Source organism: Sivoneniella epilithica UHCC 1019 (assembly GCF_040830845.1).
Classification (GTDB): Bacteria; Cyanobacteriota; Cyanobacteriia; order Leptolyngbyales; family Leptolyngbyaceae; genus ULC077BIN1.
Window position 1 is genome coordinate 37,309 of the sequence record NZ_JBFPDP010000014.1, and the last position, 17,285, is coordinate 54,593.

The window sequence follows — 17,285 nt, forward strand, 5'->3', positions numbered from 1 at the left end:
TTAAAGATCAAAAGTCATCAGGAGATAGGGATGAGCGCAGAAGAGCAACGGTTGAAGCAAATCCGCACTGGCGAAGCCGATTGGTATAAATGGGGACCCTATTTAAGTGAACGGCAGTGGGGCACGGTGCGCGAAGACTATAGTTCTGATGGCAATGCCTGGGGTTATTTTCCCCATGATCATGCGCGATCGCGGACTTATCGCTGGGGCGAAGATGGGTTGGGCGGCATCACCGATAGCCATAATCTGCTCTGCTTTGCACTGGCGCTTTGGAACGGCAACGACCCGATTCTCAAAGAGCGGTTGTTTGGGTTGACCAACAGCGAAGGCAACCACGGCGAAGATGTGAAAGAGTACTACTTCTACCTGGATAGTACGCCGACTCATTCGTACATGAAGTATCTCTACAAATATCCCCAGGCAGAGTTTCCTTACAATGATCTCGTTGAGACGAACCGAAATCGCGATCGTTATCAACTGGAGTATGAACTACTCGATACGGGCATTTTTGAGGGCGATCGCTACTTTGATGTGTTTGTTGAATATGCCAAAGGCGATGTCGAGGATATTCTCATTCAAATTAGCATTGCCAATCGAGGACCAGAAGCGGCTCCAATTCATGTGCTGCCGACTCTGTGGTTTCGCAATACCTGGACTTGGGCGGTTGGCGGTGCCAAGCCAGTGTTCACTAAGATCGAGGGCACGGGCAACAGTGTGATCCATGCCCAGATTACGGATACCTTGCTCGATAAATATGTTAAAGACTATTACTTCTACTGTGATGGAGTCGCTCCTCTACTGTTCACGGAGAATGAAACGAACAATCAGCGGTTGTTTAATACTGCCAATGCCAGTCCCTATGTTAAAGACGGCATCAACAACGCGGTTGTGCAGGGTCAACAGAATGCTGTGAATCCGAGCGATGTGGGCACCAAAGTTTCGCCCCATTACGAAGTCACGGTTGGAGCCGGAGAAACGAAGGTTTTGCGCTTCCGTTTGACTAATCAAGCTCCGGCTCAAGTGGGGCAGCCATTTGGCACTTTTGATCAGCAGTTTGCGGCTCGTGTTCAAGAAGCCGATGAGTTCTATGCCACGGTGATTCCGCCAGCAGTTCAAGCCGATCGCGATCGCGCCAATGTGATGCGGCAAGCTTTGGCAGGGATGATGTGGACAAAGCAGTACTTCTACTACGACGTGGATCAATGGCTGCGAGAGCGCAATATTACACCTTGGACTTCTCCATCTAATCGTAAACATGTGCGGAACAACGATTGGTTTCACATGTATAACGACGATATTGTTTCCATGCCGGATAAGTGGGAATATCCCTGGTATGCCGCATGGGATCTCGCTTTCCACGTCATCCCCATTAGTTTGATCGATCCCGACTTTGCGAAAGATCAATTGATGTTGATGTTGCGGGAAGATTATCTACATCCCAATGGTCAAATTCCAGCGTATGAGTGGAACTTTGGTGATGTAAATCCGCCTGTTCATGCCTTTGCCACCTGGGAAATCTATACCCGCGATCGCGAACGCAACAATGGCGAGGGCGATCTAGAATTCCTTAAATATGCCTTTTCCAAATTGCTGATTAACTTCACCTGGTGGGTCAACCGCAAAGATGAAGGCGGCAACAATTTGTTTCAAGGTGGCTTTTTGGGTCTGGATAACATCAGTGTGTTCGATCGCAGTTCCCCCTTACCCACCGGGGGGCATCTAGAACAAGCCGACGGGACGTCTTGGATGGTGTTCTTCAGTCAGCGAATGTTCCAGATTGCGATCGAGTTAGCACTCCATGATTCCATCTATGAAGACCTTGCCATCAAGTTCTTTGAACATACAATGTGGATTTCGGGAGCCATGGATCGGATTGGTGACCACTGCGATGAACTGTGGGATGAGGCAGACGGCTTTTTCTACGATGTGTTGCGCTTGCCCGATGGCAACTCAACGCGCTTAAAGGTGCGATCGCTGGTAGGTTTATTGCCGCTGATGGCGGTTGCTGTTTTCCCCAGTGAAGCCTTTGAAAAGCTGCCCCGCTTCAAAGCACGGGCACGAGAGTTTATCATGCGTCATCCTGAGCTAACTCAAAATGTGCATCTGCCCTCTAAACCTGGCGAACAAAATCGGCTGATGCTATCGGTCTTGAACGAAGACAAACTGCGACGGGTTCTCTCTAGAATGCTGGATGAGTCTGAATTCCTCAGCGATTGCGGCATTCGTTCCCTTTCCCGCTATCACCTGGATAATCCCTATCGCTTCTACCATGGAGGACAAGAGTTTAAAGTCGGCTATGTTGCTGGTGACTCCACCTCTGGCATGTTTGGCGGGAATTCCAACTGGCGTGGTCCTATCTGGATGCCTGTTAACCTATTGCTCATTCGATCGCTGCTGCAACTCTATAGCTATTACGGCGATGCGTTTACTATTGAATACCCCACCGGATCAGGCAATCAGGTAACGCTGTTTACCGTGGCTCAGTGTATTAGTGAACGAATTGCGGGGATTTTCCTCAAGGATGAATCGGGTCGTCGCCCTGTCTATGGCACGGCTGCGGAGAAGTTCCAAACCGATCCTCACTGGCGTGATTTGATTCTGTTCTACGAATATTTCAATGGAGATAGCGGAGCCGGAATTGGCGCTAGTCATCAAACGGGATGGACGGGCTGCATTGCCCGAATTATCCAGGCATTAGGCTACTTTACCCCCGAAACCGTAATGAACACGGTCGCACCGGGCGAACTGGCAAAATATCCGGTTGAAGGGCTGGCAGAGTAAGTGACCCAGGCGATCGCACGGTTCATCATTGGTGTCAGTAGGGGCACCTCTTGTGGTTGAGGGCACCCACAAGAGGTGCCCCTACCAGTGATTTTTAAGTGATTCAATCATTCCAAAAATGTGTTCGCCCAAACATTGCCGGGGCACTAACATACTTAGAGGTTCCGAGTATGCCAACATCGACTTATCCCACACTTTATCAAGTCAACACCCGTGTTTGGATACAGTTGCTCTCTAAACAACTGAACCGTCCAGCAACCCTAGACGATATTCCCGATGCCGCCCTCGATGAAATCGCCAGTTTAGGGTTTGATTGGGTTTATTTCCTAGGAGTGTGGCAGATGGGAGAGGCAGGGCGCACCATCTCTCTATCCAATCGGGTGTGGCTAGAAGACTATCGGCAACTGCTGGTTGACTTGTGCGATGACGATGTGTGCGGCTCTTGTTTTTCCATCCAGGATTACGTTGTCAGCGATCGCATGGGGGGCAACGGGGCAATGGAACGGCTGCGCGATCGCCTGCATCAGCGCGGACTCAAACTGATGCTAGATTTTGTGCCAAATCATATGGCTCCTGATCATGACTGGGTACAAACTCATCCTGATTTTTTTGTCCAGGGAACCGAGGAATTGCTGGCGAAAGAACCGCAAAACTACTGCCGGATGCCCCTACCGACTGGTGAGACTATTTTTGCCTATGGACGCGATCCCTACTTTTCCGGTTGGTCTGACACGCTACAACTGAACTACGGAAATCCCGCGCTTCAAGCTGCCATGCTGGGCGAGTTGCTCACCATTGCCGGATTGTGCGACGGTGTGCGCTGCGATATGGCGATGCTGATGCTGCCAGAGATTTTTGAGGCAGTTTGGGGCATGGCAACCGAACCTTTCTGGCAACCTGCGATTCAAAAAGTGCAACACCAGCATCCCAGCTTTGTGTTCATGGCAGAAGTCTACTGGGATCTGGAGCGATCGCTGCAACAGTGCGGGTTCGACTACACCTATGACAAGCGGCTTTACGATCGCCTGCTCGAACAACACGCTCAGCCCGTGCGCGAACACTTCTGGGCAGACTTAGACTATCAGACCCAATCTGCTCGGTTTCTGGAAAACCACGACGAAGCCCGCGCCGCCGGAACCTTTCCAACCGAGGTACATCGTGCCGCCGCCATTCTCACCTTTCTCAGCCCCGGTTTGCGCTTTTTTCACCACGGGCAGCTTGAAGGCTGGAAGCATAAAATTTCAGTGCATCTCCAGCGCGGACCCACCGAACCGATTGACCCAGAACTCCACACCTTTTATCGCAAACTGTTAGCCTGTCTGCGGCTGCCAGCTTTGAGATCGGGCACCTGGCAACTGCTCACCTGCACTCCTGCCTGGAATGATAACCAAACCTCAAATGATTTTATTGGTTTCACCTGGGAAGGGGCTGAAAACCAACGATTGTTGATCCTCGTCAACTATGCGCCTCATCCGAGCCAGTGTTACATCACGTTGCCCTATCCTGATTTAGCCGACAAAATCTACTCTCTCAAAGATTTAATGAGTCCCATTGTTTATCAGCGTCCCGGCGATCGCCTGATTTCAGGTCTATATTTCGATCTGCCGAGATGGGGATACCACGTCTTTGATATCCAGCAATCTGTTTAAGTAATCTCTGAAAAATGGGGTAATGATCTTATGAATTCATCGGTTCAAAATGTGTTCACAGCCCGTGCCCGATTAGGTGAGGGACCTGTTTGGGATGTGGCTATTCAGCAACTTTTTTGGGTGGATATCCACAATCATCGCGTTCACCAGTTCGACCCTGCCACTGGGGATGATCGCTACTTTGATGTCGGTAATTTGGTGAGCGCGATCGCCCTAGCTGGACACGATCGCTTGCTGTTGGCGCTACGCGATCGTCTGGCATTTCTCAACACCGCCACAGGCGAAGTGACCACCATCCACTCCATTGAGTTTCCCTATGAAAATACTCGCTTCAATGATGGCAAATGTGATGCTCAAGGGCGCTTTTGGATTGGTTCTATTAGCGAGGAGCAAGGGCAAGCAGAACTCTATCGCTATGATCCAGACGGTTCCCTGCATACGATGGAAACGGGGCTAACTATTTCCAATGGATTAGGCTGGAGTCCCGATGGCGCAACGTTTTATTTAACCGACTCTGCCCAACGTAAAATTTATGCCTATGACTTTGAGGCAGAAACAGGAAGCATTCACGATCGCCGGGTATTGATTGACCTGAGTGATGAAATTGCCGAACCCGATGGGCTGGCGATCGACGGGCAAGGAAATATTTGGTCTGCCCTTTGGAATGGCTGGTGCATTGCTTGCTTTAATCCCAACGGTCAGGAAATTTCGCGAGTCAAAGTATCGGTTCAACGCCCAACCTGTGTTACTTTCGGAGGCACTCATCTGACGGATTTGTATATCACCTCGGCATCCGTGGGGTTGAGCCAGAAAGAAATTCAACAGGGTTTCTTTGCCGGAGATCTATTTTGTTTACCTACCCCAGCGATCGGGTTGCCAACCCACCATTTTTTGGGTTAATGGGTTGTGTAAGGACTCAATCTATTGAAATGCGACAATCTGATAAGGTATTTCTACACACAGATTATCTGACTGTTTCGCTTCAATAGATCGTGAAAATTAAGCGTTCTCTAACTTCTGGGTTGATCAATCAAGGCGATCGCCCTCCATCGCATTCAACACTAGGGCACAGCATCGGAGCCACACTTTTTCTGCTGTTGGTGCTAGCTGTATTCCCTGCCTACACGCAATCTCCGCCGACTTCTCTCTCAAGCCCTGCTCCACCGCTGCGAATTGCTACCCGCTTGATTCGCCCCGATGTCTTTAAAGAAAATGAGAAAATCGTTGGATTTAGTGTAGATATTGGACGGAATATTTTAGAACAATTGCAGCGCAAGGCAGATCTAAAAACCTATTCAGATATACCTGAAATTCTGAATGCGGTTCGGTTGGGGCAGGCTGATTTAGGCATTGCCGCGATCGCCATCACCAAACAACGAGAACAGGAATTCGATTTCTCCTATCCAGTTCTCTCCAGTGAGTTGCAAATTATGGTGCTGGCTGAGGGTGAACAATCTAGAAACGCAGAACGAGGAGTTTTGCAAAGACTGCTTGATCCAAGTCTTCTCCGGTTATTTGGTATTGTTGCCCTATTGATGCTGATTCCAGTACATATCCTCTGGTATTTTGAACGCAACAATCCAGAATTGATTGATAATCCATCTTACATACCCGGCATCTTCCAAGCGCTTTGGTGGACACTCTTGGCTCTAGTCGGGCAGGCGGAGGACATGCCGAAAGGAACTGTAGCAAGAATCGTAGCGTTATTTTGGGTGTTTGTTGGCATTATCTTCATCACCTATTTCACAGCGATCATTACTGCCGAATTAACGGTTCAAGAACTTCAAAGTAATATTCAAGGATTAGTCGATTTACAAGACCGTCCAGTTGCCGTGATTGCAGACCCCGAAGCGATCGATTATTTGCAGAGACAAAACCTTCAACAAGTGATTGAGTTCTCTCAGCCTGAATCTGCTTATGAAGCACTGCTGGCTAAAAAAGTGGATGCCGTCGTTGCGCCCGGCCCATTACTGCTTTACCACGCTGCCCATGAAGGGCAAGGCAAAGTTCAGATTGTAGGAATACCCTTTCGAGAACAGTTTTATTCGATCGTCATGCCGAAAAATAGCCCTTACCGTAAACCGATCAATCAAGCCATTTTGACCCTCAAGGAAAACGGCACCTATGGGAAGATTTACCGAAAGTGGTTTGGGGTTAGGTCTCAAGGTTAGAGTAGGATGTCTTGAGCGCAGCGTAACGCATCATTTTTAGATAGAACAAAGCGATCGCATGAGTTTAGATCCGCAAATGGAATCAGTCCTATAAGTTTCTTATTTTTATAGAGTAGCTTGATACAAGATCTGTTGTTTTGGTGTGTGGGATGAACTGGAAGTCTTTATTTCATCACCACCGAAGAGAGTCAATTAAGTATTGGTGCCCTTGCCTCTACTGGAAGGGCTTGCGAACAATCTATGGATCAAGAGTTCCAATATCTGAAAGTATTACAGGGCGCGCAGCGGTATGAAGTAGACAATCAGGGATTACAGATCTTTTATAAAACCGCTCAAGAGTCGGGGATTTTACGCTTTACCTCTCAAACCGTCAGAGGCTTATGGTAAAAGGCATTAAAAACATTTTACCTCTCAAACTGTCAGGCGCTTATGGTAAGAGATATTAGAAACATCAATCAGTTTGATTCAAAAAGTAGTAATTTCGGTACAAAAAATGAACCCTAAAATTTCGTTTAATCTACTCACTGGCTGCATCGTGACTCTCGTTGTTGGCTCAGTGGGAGTGGCGATCGCAAATCCTATACTAGCGCAGAACTCCGCAGCAAAACCCTCAGTCCTCGTTGCCCAATCCGGCGCAATTCAAGGCAGTTGGCGCTTAGCAAATATGACTCAGCCCGGCTCTCCTATGCCGATGTTGCCCTCAACTGAACAGACCGTAGAATTTTCAGCAGGTCGGATTACGGGTTCAGGAGGATGTAATCGTTTTAATGGAACTTACAGAACAGCCCAGGGAAATCAACTGAGCATCGGCACCCTTGCCACCACCTTTATGGCTTGTGAAGCGGGCGTTATGACGCAGGAATCTACATTCCTCACAGCCTTACAAGCAGCACAACGCTATCAAGTCAATCGCGACGGATTGCAAATTAACTATAGAACACCTCAAGGCACCGCCGTCCTCCGGTTTACTTCCCAAGCGACCCCCACGCCAACCCCCATTCCTACTCCTACTCCCACGCCTCCCCCCAGAGGACGCACCTATCAGAACAGAGGCATTGCATCAGGCTCCATCTTTACCCAAGGGCGGCAGACGAACGCAACCTTAACCCGTATGGGAAATAATTTTACGTTTAGGCTGGAAACGCCTTCCCTGCTTGGATTAAAAATGGAATATGGTGGCACTGAAACTCGGACACAAACCCTTCGTAATGGCTTTATCTTGACTGGCAGAGTCCGAAACCTTGCCTCTTCCGCCACCTTGAATAATGCATTGCCCGCAATTGGTAGTTGCCGGATTGAGGTTCTCGACTCGCGCGTCGTCTCCAGCTATTGTGATATGGCTATCAAGTCTACAACGACTCGATTTCAGGGTGTCAGATAGTTTTAGGAGAGTAAGAACCAGCCTGATAGCGGCGATCGCGTAGTTTTTAGCATTTGATTGGGGATGTAGATCATTTCTTGTATCGGTTCTACACACCCAATCAACAGACATATCAATGAGCTTAACCTAGAAAATAGTAATCTCAGGACATCAAATGAACTATAAAATTTCGTTCAACTCACTCACTAGTTGCATCGTGACTCTCATCATTGGTTCTATTGGAGTAACCACCACAAGCTCTGTAATGGCACAGGATTCATTAGAAAAAATGCCTCGGCAAATCGCTCAATCTTCAGCGCTAACTGGCAGTTGGCGATTGGCAAACATGACCGAGCCGCCGTTTCCAACTCCGATGTTACCCTCAACAGACATCACCGCAGACTTTTCGGGCGATCGCGTCACGGGTTCGGGTGGCTGCAACCGTTTTAATGGTGGGTTCAAAACTAAAGGCAATCAGTTGACTATCGATCCTCTTGCCAGCACTCGCAAAGCCTGTGAAGAGGGGGTGATGACTCAGGAAGCTAGGTTCCTGAAGGCATTACAAACCGCACAGCGCTATGAAGTGAATGATCAGGGACTACAGATCTTTTACAAAACCGAGCAGGGAATAGGCGTTTTGCGCTTTGTCTCTCAAACTGTCCGAGGATTATGGTAGAGGTACTATTAAAGTAGATAAAGGTTGAATGATATGTCTAGGCGTTTTTCTGTCATTGGGCTTCTCACCTTACCCTTTAGTTTTAGTGTCTTAGTTCAAGCACAACCCGCAGCAACGCAGACTAAAGCGCCTGCTACGGCTGAACAGAAAGATGCCCCTTTACCCCCTTTGCCAACTAACTGTAGACCGCTGCCGCTAGTGGGCGGAGAGGGCAGTACAGTCACAAAAACCGCCTCTGTGCCAGGGCTGAGAGTGCCGATACCGGGTCCACTTCCTAGTGTTGGGGTGCGGAATAATTGGAATACTGATTGGTTTGTTCCGAGCGGTCAAGCTTTCAGAACTTATCGGGTCGTTTTCATGCCTCATACCGACGCAGAATACAGTGTCAATATGACGTTGAAATATCCTGATGAATCGATTGATCAGTTTTATAGAGAGCGAGGGCGGCGATTTACCGCAAATAAGGTCGTAGTGGTTGACACGTCGCCTCGAAGCGATCTGCAACCCTTTCAAGTGAATACTAATATTGGTGGACTTCAATCCGTGGGTGCTAGATATACGGTAGCAGTGGCGGGTTGTCTTTAACGCATAGCCCTCACCCTAAATCCCTCTCCCAGAGTAGGAGAGGGACTTTAATCCGAATATACTTTTGTTGTGAGGATGGGTCTTGTGAACCAATCAATTTCGGCTGAATCGGCTACGGTCTACACGGGTGACACAATTCAGGGTACGGCAGTTATTAGCTATCTCAATGTCAATGATCTTGAACCGGGCAAGAAATATCGCTTTTTCTTCCAGGGTGTGCAGATGGGCACGGGTCAACATTGGTATGTGCCGATTGTGGTGGCGAAGGGCGATCGCGAGGGGAAGCGCATTTCATTAACCGCTGGTGTGCATGGCGATGAATTGAGTCCGGTGAACGCTGTACAGCGGATTATGGCGAATCTCGATCCCGCGAAAATGGCAGGGACGGCGATCGCGGTTTACGATCTCTCCCGCCCCGCAAAAGAGTATACCCAGCGGATGTGGCCCACGGCTCAAAGTGGCGGCAGCTTGATTGACTTAAATCGCGTGTGGCCCGGTGATGAAATGGGCACCAATGCACCCACTCGTCATGCTGGTATCCTGTGGAATCGGCTATTCAAGCACAATGTTGATGTGGCGCTCGATTATCACACAGGAGCAACAGGCGGCGATTTTACAATGTTTATTTTTGCTGACCTTCGCCAGCCGGAGATTCGGCAGATCGCGGAGCTATTTCCAATTGAGCAAATCAAGAACGATCCCGGCGAGAACGGAACGTTGGAAATGGCGTTCGTTAAAGCAAATGTCCCAGTGATGACGATTGAGATCGGCGGTGCGCGCAGCTATGATATGCAGAAAATCGCCATGGCAGTCGAAGGTAGTATGAATGTGTTCAAGCACTATAAGGTGATTGACGGAACGATAGATCGCACATCAAAGGAAGCTGGAACCTTCTTTGGTGATACGTTTGAAACGATTCGTTCGACATCTGGCGGTTACATCGAGTTGTTAGTTGACCTGAAAGACAAGGTAACATCGGGTCAAAAAGTCGCGATCCAGCGCAATTCCTTTGGCGATATCGTGGCTGAATATACGGCAACTGTGACAGGTGAAGTGGCGACGATCGCACGAGATGCATTGAGCGAACCCGGTTCACGAGTAATGCAGATTTTGTACGACAGTGCAGACTTGAAACCCGACCCTGAGACCTCTCATGAGCCTGGAGATGACTATTAAGATATTGATGTTGAGATATTCCGTCATTCAATCTATTTATTTTGAGTTATGGATGGCGCAGAAATCAATAGAGTGCGATCGCGCTTTGCGCTAGATTGAATCCACTAGATTGAATCTTGTTTTTAACTGAAACGTTCTGTAAGATGTGAGAAGTTGGAGAGAGTTAATCGAAAAAGATTCACCTTAAAATATTTCAAATACTGGAGGTAAAGGTTCAATGGTTGCTACTAGTAATTACTTTGCAGATAATCAAGCACAACTAAATGAGTCGCAGAAAAAGTTTACTGAACTCTGGAAGGAATCCCAAAAAGAGTTGGAGGAGTCGCAGAAGAAGCTAGCTGAAACTTGGACTCAAAGCCTTCCTCAAGGAATGACTCAGACAAATCCTACTGAAAGCTTTGAGAAAACGATGAATTTTCAGCGAGAACTGATCAACGCTGTGATCAACGCTCAACAGGTAACAGCCCGATTAACAATAGAAACTCAGAAGCAATTTTGGGATGACTATTTCAAAACAACGCAGAAAATGGCATCAAAGGTTACGGCTAGCTAAACAGTCGGCAAGATAATAAATCCAAAAGAGGATACTCTATATCAGCACCCTCTTTTTGTTACTGTCTTTATCTACGTCAATCTCTAAAATCAGTGATGTTTCTAGCCATGCGACATCATATCAATCGCAACCGTCACCGCTAGAATCAAGATATCATTTTGAGATGGCTCGATCTGCACACCATAGGTGTCGGTAATCCGAAACCACTTCTTCGATACCTCCGCAATCTTGCGATCGCCATCGCCAATCTCATATTCATAGTCCAGCAAATTGCCCTTTACCTCTAGATCGGGAGCGTCACCCACCTTTACTGTCCAGCGATCGCGCAGTGGTGCAATCAACGCCTTCTTAACGGTGGCTAAACTCTCGCCATCTTCCCCTTCAATCGTCATCGTGTCCCTAATGCGTAACAGTTTCTGCTGAAGTTTGCATACCTTATTCCCTTGCATATCTTCAAAGTAAAGAGTGTCGCGCACACGCAGCATTTTGCCATCTACTTTAAAGGTGCGCTCACCGCGCTCATTCTCAATCCAAAAATCATCGCCAATCGAGATTAAACTTTGCCGCATTCTATAACGGGTTGCTGTTCCACGAATGCCAAATACTTCACGTTCTTCACGCCGCTGATCACGCCGCTCTTTAGCTCGATCAAACATAACTTTAGTTCCTTTAAGTTCGGCAAGTTAAGCACTCTATAGTTAATTCACTACTTCACTGGATAAGAATCTGAAATGCCATTAGATTAGCGCTTTCTATTTTACCCTATCTATCTATTTTACCCTATCTAAAAAATATAATGGCTGTCAAGTTACTAAACTACTAACCTCAGTTTATATTTCAGTACGCTCCTGAAGCCATTCTGCGATCGCGGTTGGTAAATCTTTTTGTACCTTACTGCTCACATACATGCCAACATGCCCGACCGGAAAGGATCTCACCGTATAATCCGTTGTACCAATATACTGTTCCAACGCTAAAGAAGACGCAGGCGTGACTAAGTGATCTTTTTCTGCATATAGATTCAAAACAGGCGCACAGATATTTCTTAAATCAACTTGCCTATCTCCGATCATCACTTCACCCTTGATCAGCTTATTGCCTTGATAGAAATCCTTAAGAAACTGTCGGTAGGCTTCGCCCGTTTGATCTGGGCTGTCAAAGATCCACTTTTCCATCCGCAAAAAATTCAGCAGTTTATCTTCATTGTCCATGATTTCTGGAAAATCTAGATATTTCAAAACTCCTAGCTGCCAAGGCTTTAGCATCAAAAACTCAATATTGAGATAATCACCTGGAATATTACCCGATGCATCCACCATCAAATCGATATCGATCGCCTCTGCCCCAAGTGTGCAGCCTCCTTGCATATTCAACAGCGCATGGTTGCGTTGAAAATCGACCGGAGTTACCATCGTAATCAGGTTTTTCACTTTTTCGGGATAAATGGCGCTATAGCAAAGGCTAAAGGTGCCGCCCTGACAAATTCCGAGGAGGTTGATTTTGGCTAAACTGTGCTTCGTGCTAATGAAATCAACACAGTTATTGATATAGCCATTAATATAGTCGTCTAGACTAGTCCATCGGTCTGCACGAGTAGGGTAGCCCCAATCAATCAGGTAAACATCTAACCCTAACTTGAGTAAATTCGCAACGAGCGATCGCCCTGCCTGAAGATCAACCATGAAGGGACGATTGATCAACGCATAAACAATTAAAACAGGAGTATTTAAGGGTTGCTCTACTAACGGCTGAAAGCGATAGAGAACGATTTTGTCCTCGCGATAGACCGACTCCTTGGTGGTAACCCCAATTTTAATGTCATCTTCCCGCAAGTGGCTCAAATTTTCTATGCCATTGACCATCTTTTGGGCGATCGCAGCATACTTTTCAACCGCATCCTCAAACCGCATGGGCATCGTCAGAAATGGCAGCATAGTTTTCTAATGAGGGGGTAGTCCTTTTGACTCGGACAGGTAGGCTTGCGCTTGAACTTCGTGTTGAGTTAATGTCTTTTTCAGGGTTTTAACTTCTTTTCGCAACTCGTAGATATTCTTGTGGACTTCATCGACTTCGCTGCGGGTCGGCAGATTGAGGCTTTTCATCCACAGTTCCATCAGTTCTTGCTGACGAAGTTTATAGTAATTGGTCGCATTCAAGAGCCTGCCTCTGACCTTAAGGTTGTCTTCCAAACAGAATGCTTGCTCAAATACCCGGTCAGCAATACGACTCCACAATTGCTGGAACTGCTGCCAATCCTCAACTTTTTCGCCCTTTGCCGCTAGCGAGTTTAACTCTCGTATCAGTTCCGCCAAGGACTGCATGTGGATCTCAGCCATCACCAACTGATAGTCTGTGTTCGTTGGATAGAGTTTTGCCCAAGCATCAAATGCCTGCATCAACGTGTGATTAAACTCACGACTAGGACCCAACAGGGGCATTTGTGTTAACTGACCTAGAGTTTTCTCATATATCAAGTTCCAGTAGAGATGATTGAGTGTGATCCAGGGTTTGCTCGTGCTAATTGCCGTTTTGCTAAGTGAGTCAATTGATGCCTCCAGCGCCTTGCCCCATAGGTGGTTAAATGTTTGATTTAGGGCTTGTTGCCAATCCTCACCAGGTTCAAATTTCGGGAAAAAATCTTGCCAAGCATTTGCCATTTTTTGATCCTTTCAATACACCATAAAAAATGATAGATCAAATAAAATTGAACATAAATATTTAAATTTATCTATTAATTGTACGACGTTTAGAGTTGAGTTGCGATGATGCTCAACTTATAATTTGTGCCTATTGAGCATCACTAAAGCACTGACTACACGCTCACTATAAAGCCTTGAATCGCTGCATTTTTGGTAGCTTGGAATACACTTAAAACCTTGCTAATAGTTAAACTCTCATTATTCATAGATGAACTAAAGAAAGAGTAGGCAGTTTACTTATCACTTATCTAGTCTTCCTATAAGTTTCCTATGTTTATGCTTTAGATTAACGTTTAAGTTGCTGTATTGACTCTATAGGCTTTTCCGAATTATCACAGATGTCACTCAACTAAACCTAATTTAGCAATGAAAATGAAAGCTCAATGTAATCTTAGATGCTTTTGAATTCGTTCGGATTCACGTATAGTCAGCACTAACTCTGTCAAGGATTTTCATGAAAACCAAGATTGCGATCGCGTGTCAGGGAGGCGGCAGCCACGCTGCTTTTACCGCTGGTGCGTTGCAAGCCCTGTTTGAGAACAATGTTCAAGACAAGTACGAGATCGTCAGCTTAAGCGGAACTTCAGGCGGTGCGCTCGGCGCGGCTCTAGTCTGGTATGCCATGAAAAAAGGCGAGAATCCCGTTCGACGATTGCTTGAATTTTGGCAGGACAATACCGCCCAAACCACCCAAGAACGTTTGTTTAATAATTTCACCATCAAAACTCTGGAATATACCAGCAAAGGTATCTTGCCTCAGTTCAATACCAGTCCTGCATCCCCAAAGCTGAAGCAGTGGATGTCTTTTGCAACGATGGGTTTGCGGAGCCGATTTACCAACTTTCAGGAACTCCTAGAAGCTCACATTGATTTCCAAGAAACCGCCTCTTGGGGGGCGCAACCAGAGTCTCCAGTGCTGATTATGGGTGCGGTTAACATTCTCACCGGAAAGCTGTGGATGTTTGACTCTGCTCGTGAACCGATTAAGGTTGAACATATTCTGGCATCCTGTGCGATTCCCAATGTTTTTCCAGCGGTTGAAATTGGCGATGATGCTTATTGGGATGGGATATTTTCAGATAATCCCCCCATCACTGAATTGATCGACGCCGCATATGTGACTGCTGACAATATCCCTCAAGAGATTTGGGTGATCAAGTTGAATCCGACCCGCAGAGATTCAATTCCTGTAGCACCAGATGATATTTTGGATCGCCGTAATGAATTGGAAGGCAATGTTTCTCTATTCCAAAGCCTGCAAAGTATTGAACGGCTCAACGATTTGCTATTGAGAGGAGCCTATAAAGATGAGTTTCTTCAGGAAGTAGGGATTCACGAGCCAATCAAAATTCCCCGATCATTTATTGATAAACCAGACAAACCTTACTACATTCCCTTCATCGAAATGTCTCCTAACTTGCAGAAAAACCTCAACTATGAGAGCAAACTTGATCGCAGCCCTGACATTATCAATGAGTTGATTCAAGATGGTCAAGAACAAGCGAAAAAGTTTTTAGAAGATCGATTGAACGTATAGCTGTAACTTTCACATCAGATTAATACCAATAATTCCATAATCCATAACTAAAGAGGAGTGATTATGCAAGAAGCCTATATTATCGCAGCAGTCCGCACCCCTCTCGGTCGCTTTGGAGGAGTCCTGGCAGATATTTCTCCGGTTGATTTGGGTGCGATCGCCATGCGTGCTGCGCTGGAACGAGCCGGAATCCCTGGAGAATTGATCGACTTATACATTTTTGGCAATGTTCTCCGGGCAGGTCATGGGCAGCTATTACCCCGTCAGGCTGCATTGAAGGCGGGGATTCCAGAAACCGCTAATGGATATGCCGTGGATATGGTGTGTTCATCTGGGATGATGAGCGTGATCAGTGGTGCAACGGCGATCGCGGCGGGAGAAGCCGATATCGTGCTAGCAGGCGGCATGGAATCAATGTCTCAAAGCGGAATGCTGCTGTCTCATCGGATGAGATGGGGCTGTAAACTATTGCTGAATGCCCCAGAACAAATCATCGATCTTTTAGTCGCTGATGGTCTTTCCGATCCCACCACTAATGAAAAGATGGGAGATCAGGCAGAGCGATTAGCAGAAGCCTACGGAATTACCCGAAGCGACTTAGATGAAGTCGCTCTATATTCTCAGGAACGGGCAAGCGATGCGACTCAACAAGGGTTCTTAAACAAAGAAATTGTGCCGATTGAGATCCAGGGTAAGAAAGGAATGCAGTTAATCGAAAAGGATGAAGGCATCCGGTTTGATACCACTATTGATAAGCTGGCTGCGCTCAAAACTGCATTTAAGCCGGATGGAATATTCACGGCTGGCAATAGTAGCCAGATATCCGATGGAGCAGCGGCTCTAGTGTTGGCAAGCCCAAAGGCAGTTGCAGAACACGGGCTGAAGCCGATTGCTCGGATTATGAAAGGAGCATGGGCAGGTGGAGAAACCTGGCGTTATCCAGAAGTTCCGATCTACGCAGTCAAAAAACTGTTAGATAAGTTAAACATGAAAGTCGCTGATTTTGATCTGTTCGAGAATAATGAAGCTTTCGCGCTCAGCAGTGTTTTATTTAATCGCAACCTCGGTATTCCTTACGACAAACTGAATGTCTATGGAGGCGCGATCGCCTTGGGGCATCCAATTGGAGCTTCTGGGGCGCGAATTCTGGTGACATTGCTGAATGCGTTACAGGAAAGAAACGGACATCTAGGTCTGGCAGCGGTTTGTCATGGCACGGGTGGCGGCACGGCGATCGCGATCGAGCGGTTGCAGTAAAACAGACATTGATTTTGTCATATTCAATATCGATTACTTTATGAACCTTTTGGGATTAGAAAATAAAGTTGTTTTAGTGACGGGCGGCAATCGTGGAATTGGAGCCGCGATCGTCAGCCTGTTAAAAGAACTGGGAAATCAAGTTGCTTATACCTATCGTAGTGAGCGCACTGTACAGGATGAAACTCTAGCGATTCAAGCCGATGTCACTGATCCAAGCGCGATGGTAGCAGCCGTAGAAATCGTAGAACAGAAGCTCGGATCGATTTATGGCGTAGTCGCAAATGCTGGAATTACGCGCGATAACTTTTTTCCAAAGCTGGCGATCGAGGATTGGGATGCAGTCATCGACACGAACTTAAAGGGAATCTACAACACGCTAAAACCTGTGATTCCTGGGATGTATGAACGGCGAGAAGGCGCGATCGTCTGTATCAGTTCGATTTCGGGTGAACGCGGCAACATTGGACAGACGAGTTACGCCGCATCGAAGGCTGGGGCGATCGGGTTGACAAAATCATTGGCATTAGAAGGGGCACGATATGGTGTTCGGGCAAATGCTGTAGCACCGGGCTTTATTGAGACAGAGATGACAGGGGCAATTCCCGATAAAGTCAAAGAAAAGATCATTGCCGAGATTCCATTCCGACGCTTTGGCAAGCCTGAAGAAGTTGCCTGGGCAGTCGCATTTTTGCTATCTCCGATCGCAAGCAGCTTCGTCACGGGCACGGTTCTCCAAGTCAATGGTGGGCACAACACTTAGAAATCTTGCAAAAAAGAGCCACCCGAATTTTTTTGTTGATTTACAGATACCTGTAGGGACGAGGCATTCGGTAGTTCG

The 17,285-nt window shown here is 46.9% G+C and carries 16 protein-coding genes; 13 read left to right on the forward strand and 3 right to left on the reverse strand.

What is annotated here, in order from left to right; all coding sequences use genetic code 11:
* Window positions 1-30: 30 nt before the first annotated feature.
* From AB3R30_RS10885 to AB3R30_RS10930, 10 genes are all read left to right on the forward strand, one after another.
* On the forward strand, window positions 31-2,781 hold the full coding sequence (locus tag AB3R30_RS10885) for an MGH1-like glycoside hydrolase domain-containing protein (protein ID WP_458649204.1): 2,751 nt from the start codon (window positions 31-33) through the stop codon (window positions 2,779-2,781).
* 170 nt (window positions 2,782-2,951) lie between these two features.
* Window positions 2,952-4,430 carry an alpha-amylase family glycosyl hydrolase gene (locus AB3R30_RS10890; protein WP_458649205.1) on the forward strand — a complete coding sequence of 493 codons (1,479 nt, stop codon included), beginning with the start codon at window positions 2,952-2,954 and terminating at the stop codon, window positions 4,428-4,430.
* A 30-nt stretch (window positions 4,431-4,460) separates the two neighbouring features.
* The gene (locus tag AB3R30_RS10895) at window positions 4,461-5,330 is read left to right on the forward strand and encodes an SMP-30/gluconolactonase/LRE family protein (RefSeq protein ID WP_458649206.1); all 870 of its coding nucleotides are present in this window, start codon (window positions 4,461-4,463) and stop codon (window positions 5,328-5,330) included.
* 92 nt (window positions 5,331-5,422) lie between these two features.
* Window positions 5,423-6,601, forward strand: a complete 1,179-nt coding sequence (locus tag AB3R30_RS10900; protein ID WP_458649207.1) for a transporter substrate-binding domain-containing protein — start codon at window positions 5,423-5,425, stop codon at window positions 6,599-6,601.
* A gap of 171 nt (window positions 6,602-6,772) precedes the next feature.
* On the forward strand, window positions 6,773-6,988 hold the full coding sequence (locus AB3R30_RS10905) for an META domain-containing protein (RefSeq protein WP_458649272.1): 216 nt from the start codon (window positions 6,773-6,775) through the stop codon (window positions 6,986-6,988).
* A 106-nt stretch (window positions 6,989-7,094) separates the two neighbouring features.
* Window positions 7,095-7,982 (forward strand): META domain-containing protein, encoded by an 888-nt coding sequence (locus AB3R30_RS10910; protein ID WP_458649208.1) that lies wholly within the window; start codon window positions 7,095-7,097, stop codon window positions 7,980-7,982.
* Window positions 7,983-8,226: 244 nt separating this feature from the next.
* On the forward strand, window positions 8,227-8,637 hold the full coding sequence (locus AB3R30_RS10915) for an META domain-containing protein (protein WP_458649209.1): 411 nt from the start codon (window positions 8,227-8,229) through the stop codon (window positions 8,635-8,637).
* A 33-nt stretch (window positions 8,638-8,670) separates the two neighbouring features.
* Window positions 8,671-9,222 (forward strand): hypothetical protein, encoded by a 552-nt coding sequence (locus tag AB3R30_RS10920; protein ID WP_458649210.1) that lies wholly within the window; start codon window positions 8,671-8,673, stop codon window positions 9,220-9,222.
* Window positions 9,223-9,306: 84 nt separating this feature from the next.
* Window positions 9,307-10,398 (forward strand): M14 family metallopeptidase, encoded by a 1,092-nt coding sequence (locus AB3R30_RS10925; protein ID WP_458649211.1) that lies wholly within the window; start codon window positions 9,307-9,309, stop codon window positions 10,396-10,398.
* A gap of 217 nt (window positions 10,399-10,615) precedes the next feature.
* Window positions 10,616-10,951: a hypothetical protein gene (locus AB3R30_RS10930; RefSeq protein ID WP_458649212.1), complete on the forward strand. Its 336-nt coding sequence runs from the start codon at window positions 10,616-10,618 to the stop codon at window positions 10,949-10,951.
* Between the two features lie 101 nt (window positions 10,952-11,052).
* Here the strand turns inward: AB3R30_RS10930 and AB3R30_RS10935 are convergent, their stop codons facing one another.
* The 3 genes from AB3R30_RS10935 to phaE form a co-directional block, all read right to left on the reverse strand.
* On the reverse strand, window positions 11,053-11,607 hold the full coding sequence (locus tag AB3R30_RS10935) for an LURP-one-related/scramblase family protein (protein WP_458649213.1): 555 nt from the start codon (window positions 11,605-11,607) through the stop codon (window positions 11,053-11,055).
* A 174-nt stretch (window positions 11,608-11,781) separates the two neighbouring features.
* Window positions 11,782-12,885, reverse strand: a complete 1,104-nt coding sequence (phaC, locus tag AB3R30_RS10940; protein WP_458649214.1) for a class III poly(R)-hydroxyalkanoic acid synthase subunit PhaC — start codon at window positions 12,883-12,885, stop codon at window positions 11,782-11,784.
* Window positions 12,886-12,891: 6 nt separating this feature from the next.
* Complete coding sequence (gene phaE / locus AB3R30_RS10945) at window positions 12,892-13,608, reverse strand: class III poly(R)-hydroxyalkanoic acid synthase subunit PhaE (RefSeq protein WP_458649215.1); 717 nt, start codon at window positions 13,606-13,608, stop codon at window positions 12,892-12,894.
* A gap of 496 nt (window positions 13,609-14,104) precedes the next feature.
* Here phaE and AB3R30_RS10950 point away from each other — a divergent pair, with 496 nt between their 5' ends.
* The 3 genes from AB3R30_RS10950 (at window position 14,105) to AB3R30_RS10960 (ending at window position 17,207) form a co-directional block, all read left to right on the forward strand.
* Window positions 14,105-15,187: a patatin-like phospholipase family protein gene (locus AB3R30_RS10950; protein WP_458649216.1), complete on the forward strand. Its 1,083-nt coding sequence runs from the start codon at window positions 14,105-14,107 to the stop codon at window positions 15,185-15,187.
* 63 nt (window positions 15,188-15,250) lie between these two features.
* On the forward strand, window positions 15,251-16,444 hold the full coding sequence (locus AB3R30_RS10955) for a thiolase family protein (RefSeq protein ID WP_458649217.1): 1,194 nt from the start codon (window positions 15,251-15,253) through the stop codon (window positions 16,442-16,444).
* Window positions 16,398-17,207, forward strand: coding sequence for a beta-ketoacyl-ACP reductase (locus AB3R30_RS10960; protein ID WP_458649218.1), 810 nt, complete (start codon window positions 16,398-16,400; stop codon window positions 17,205-17,207). Before AB3R30_RS10955 ends, AB3R30_RS10960 begins: the two co-directional genes overlap by 47 nt.
* Window positions 17,208-17,285: the final 78 nt, after the last annotated feature.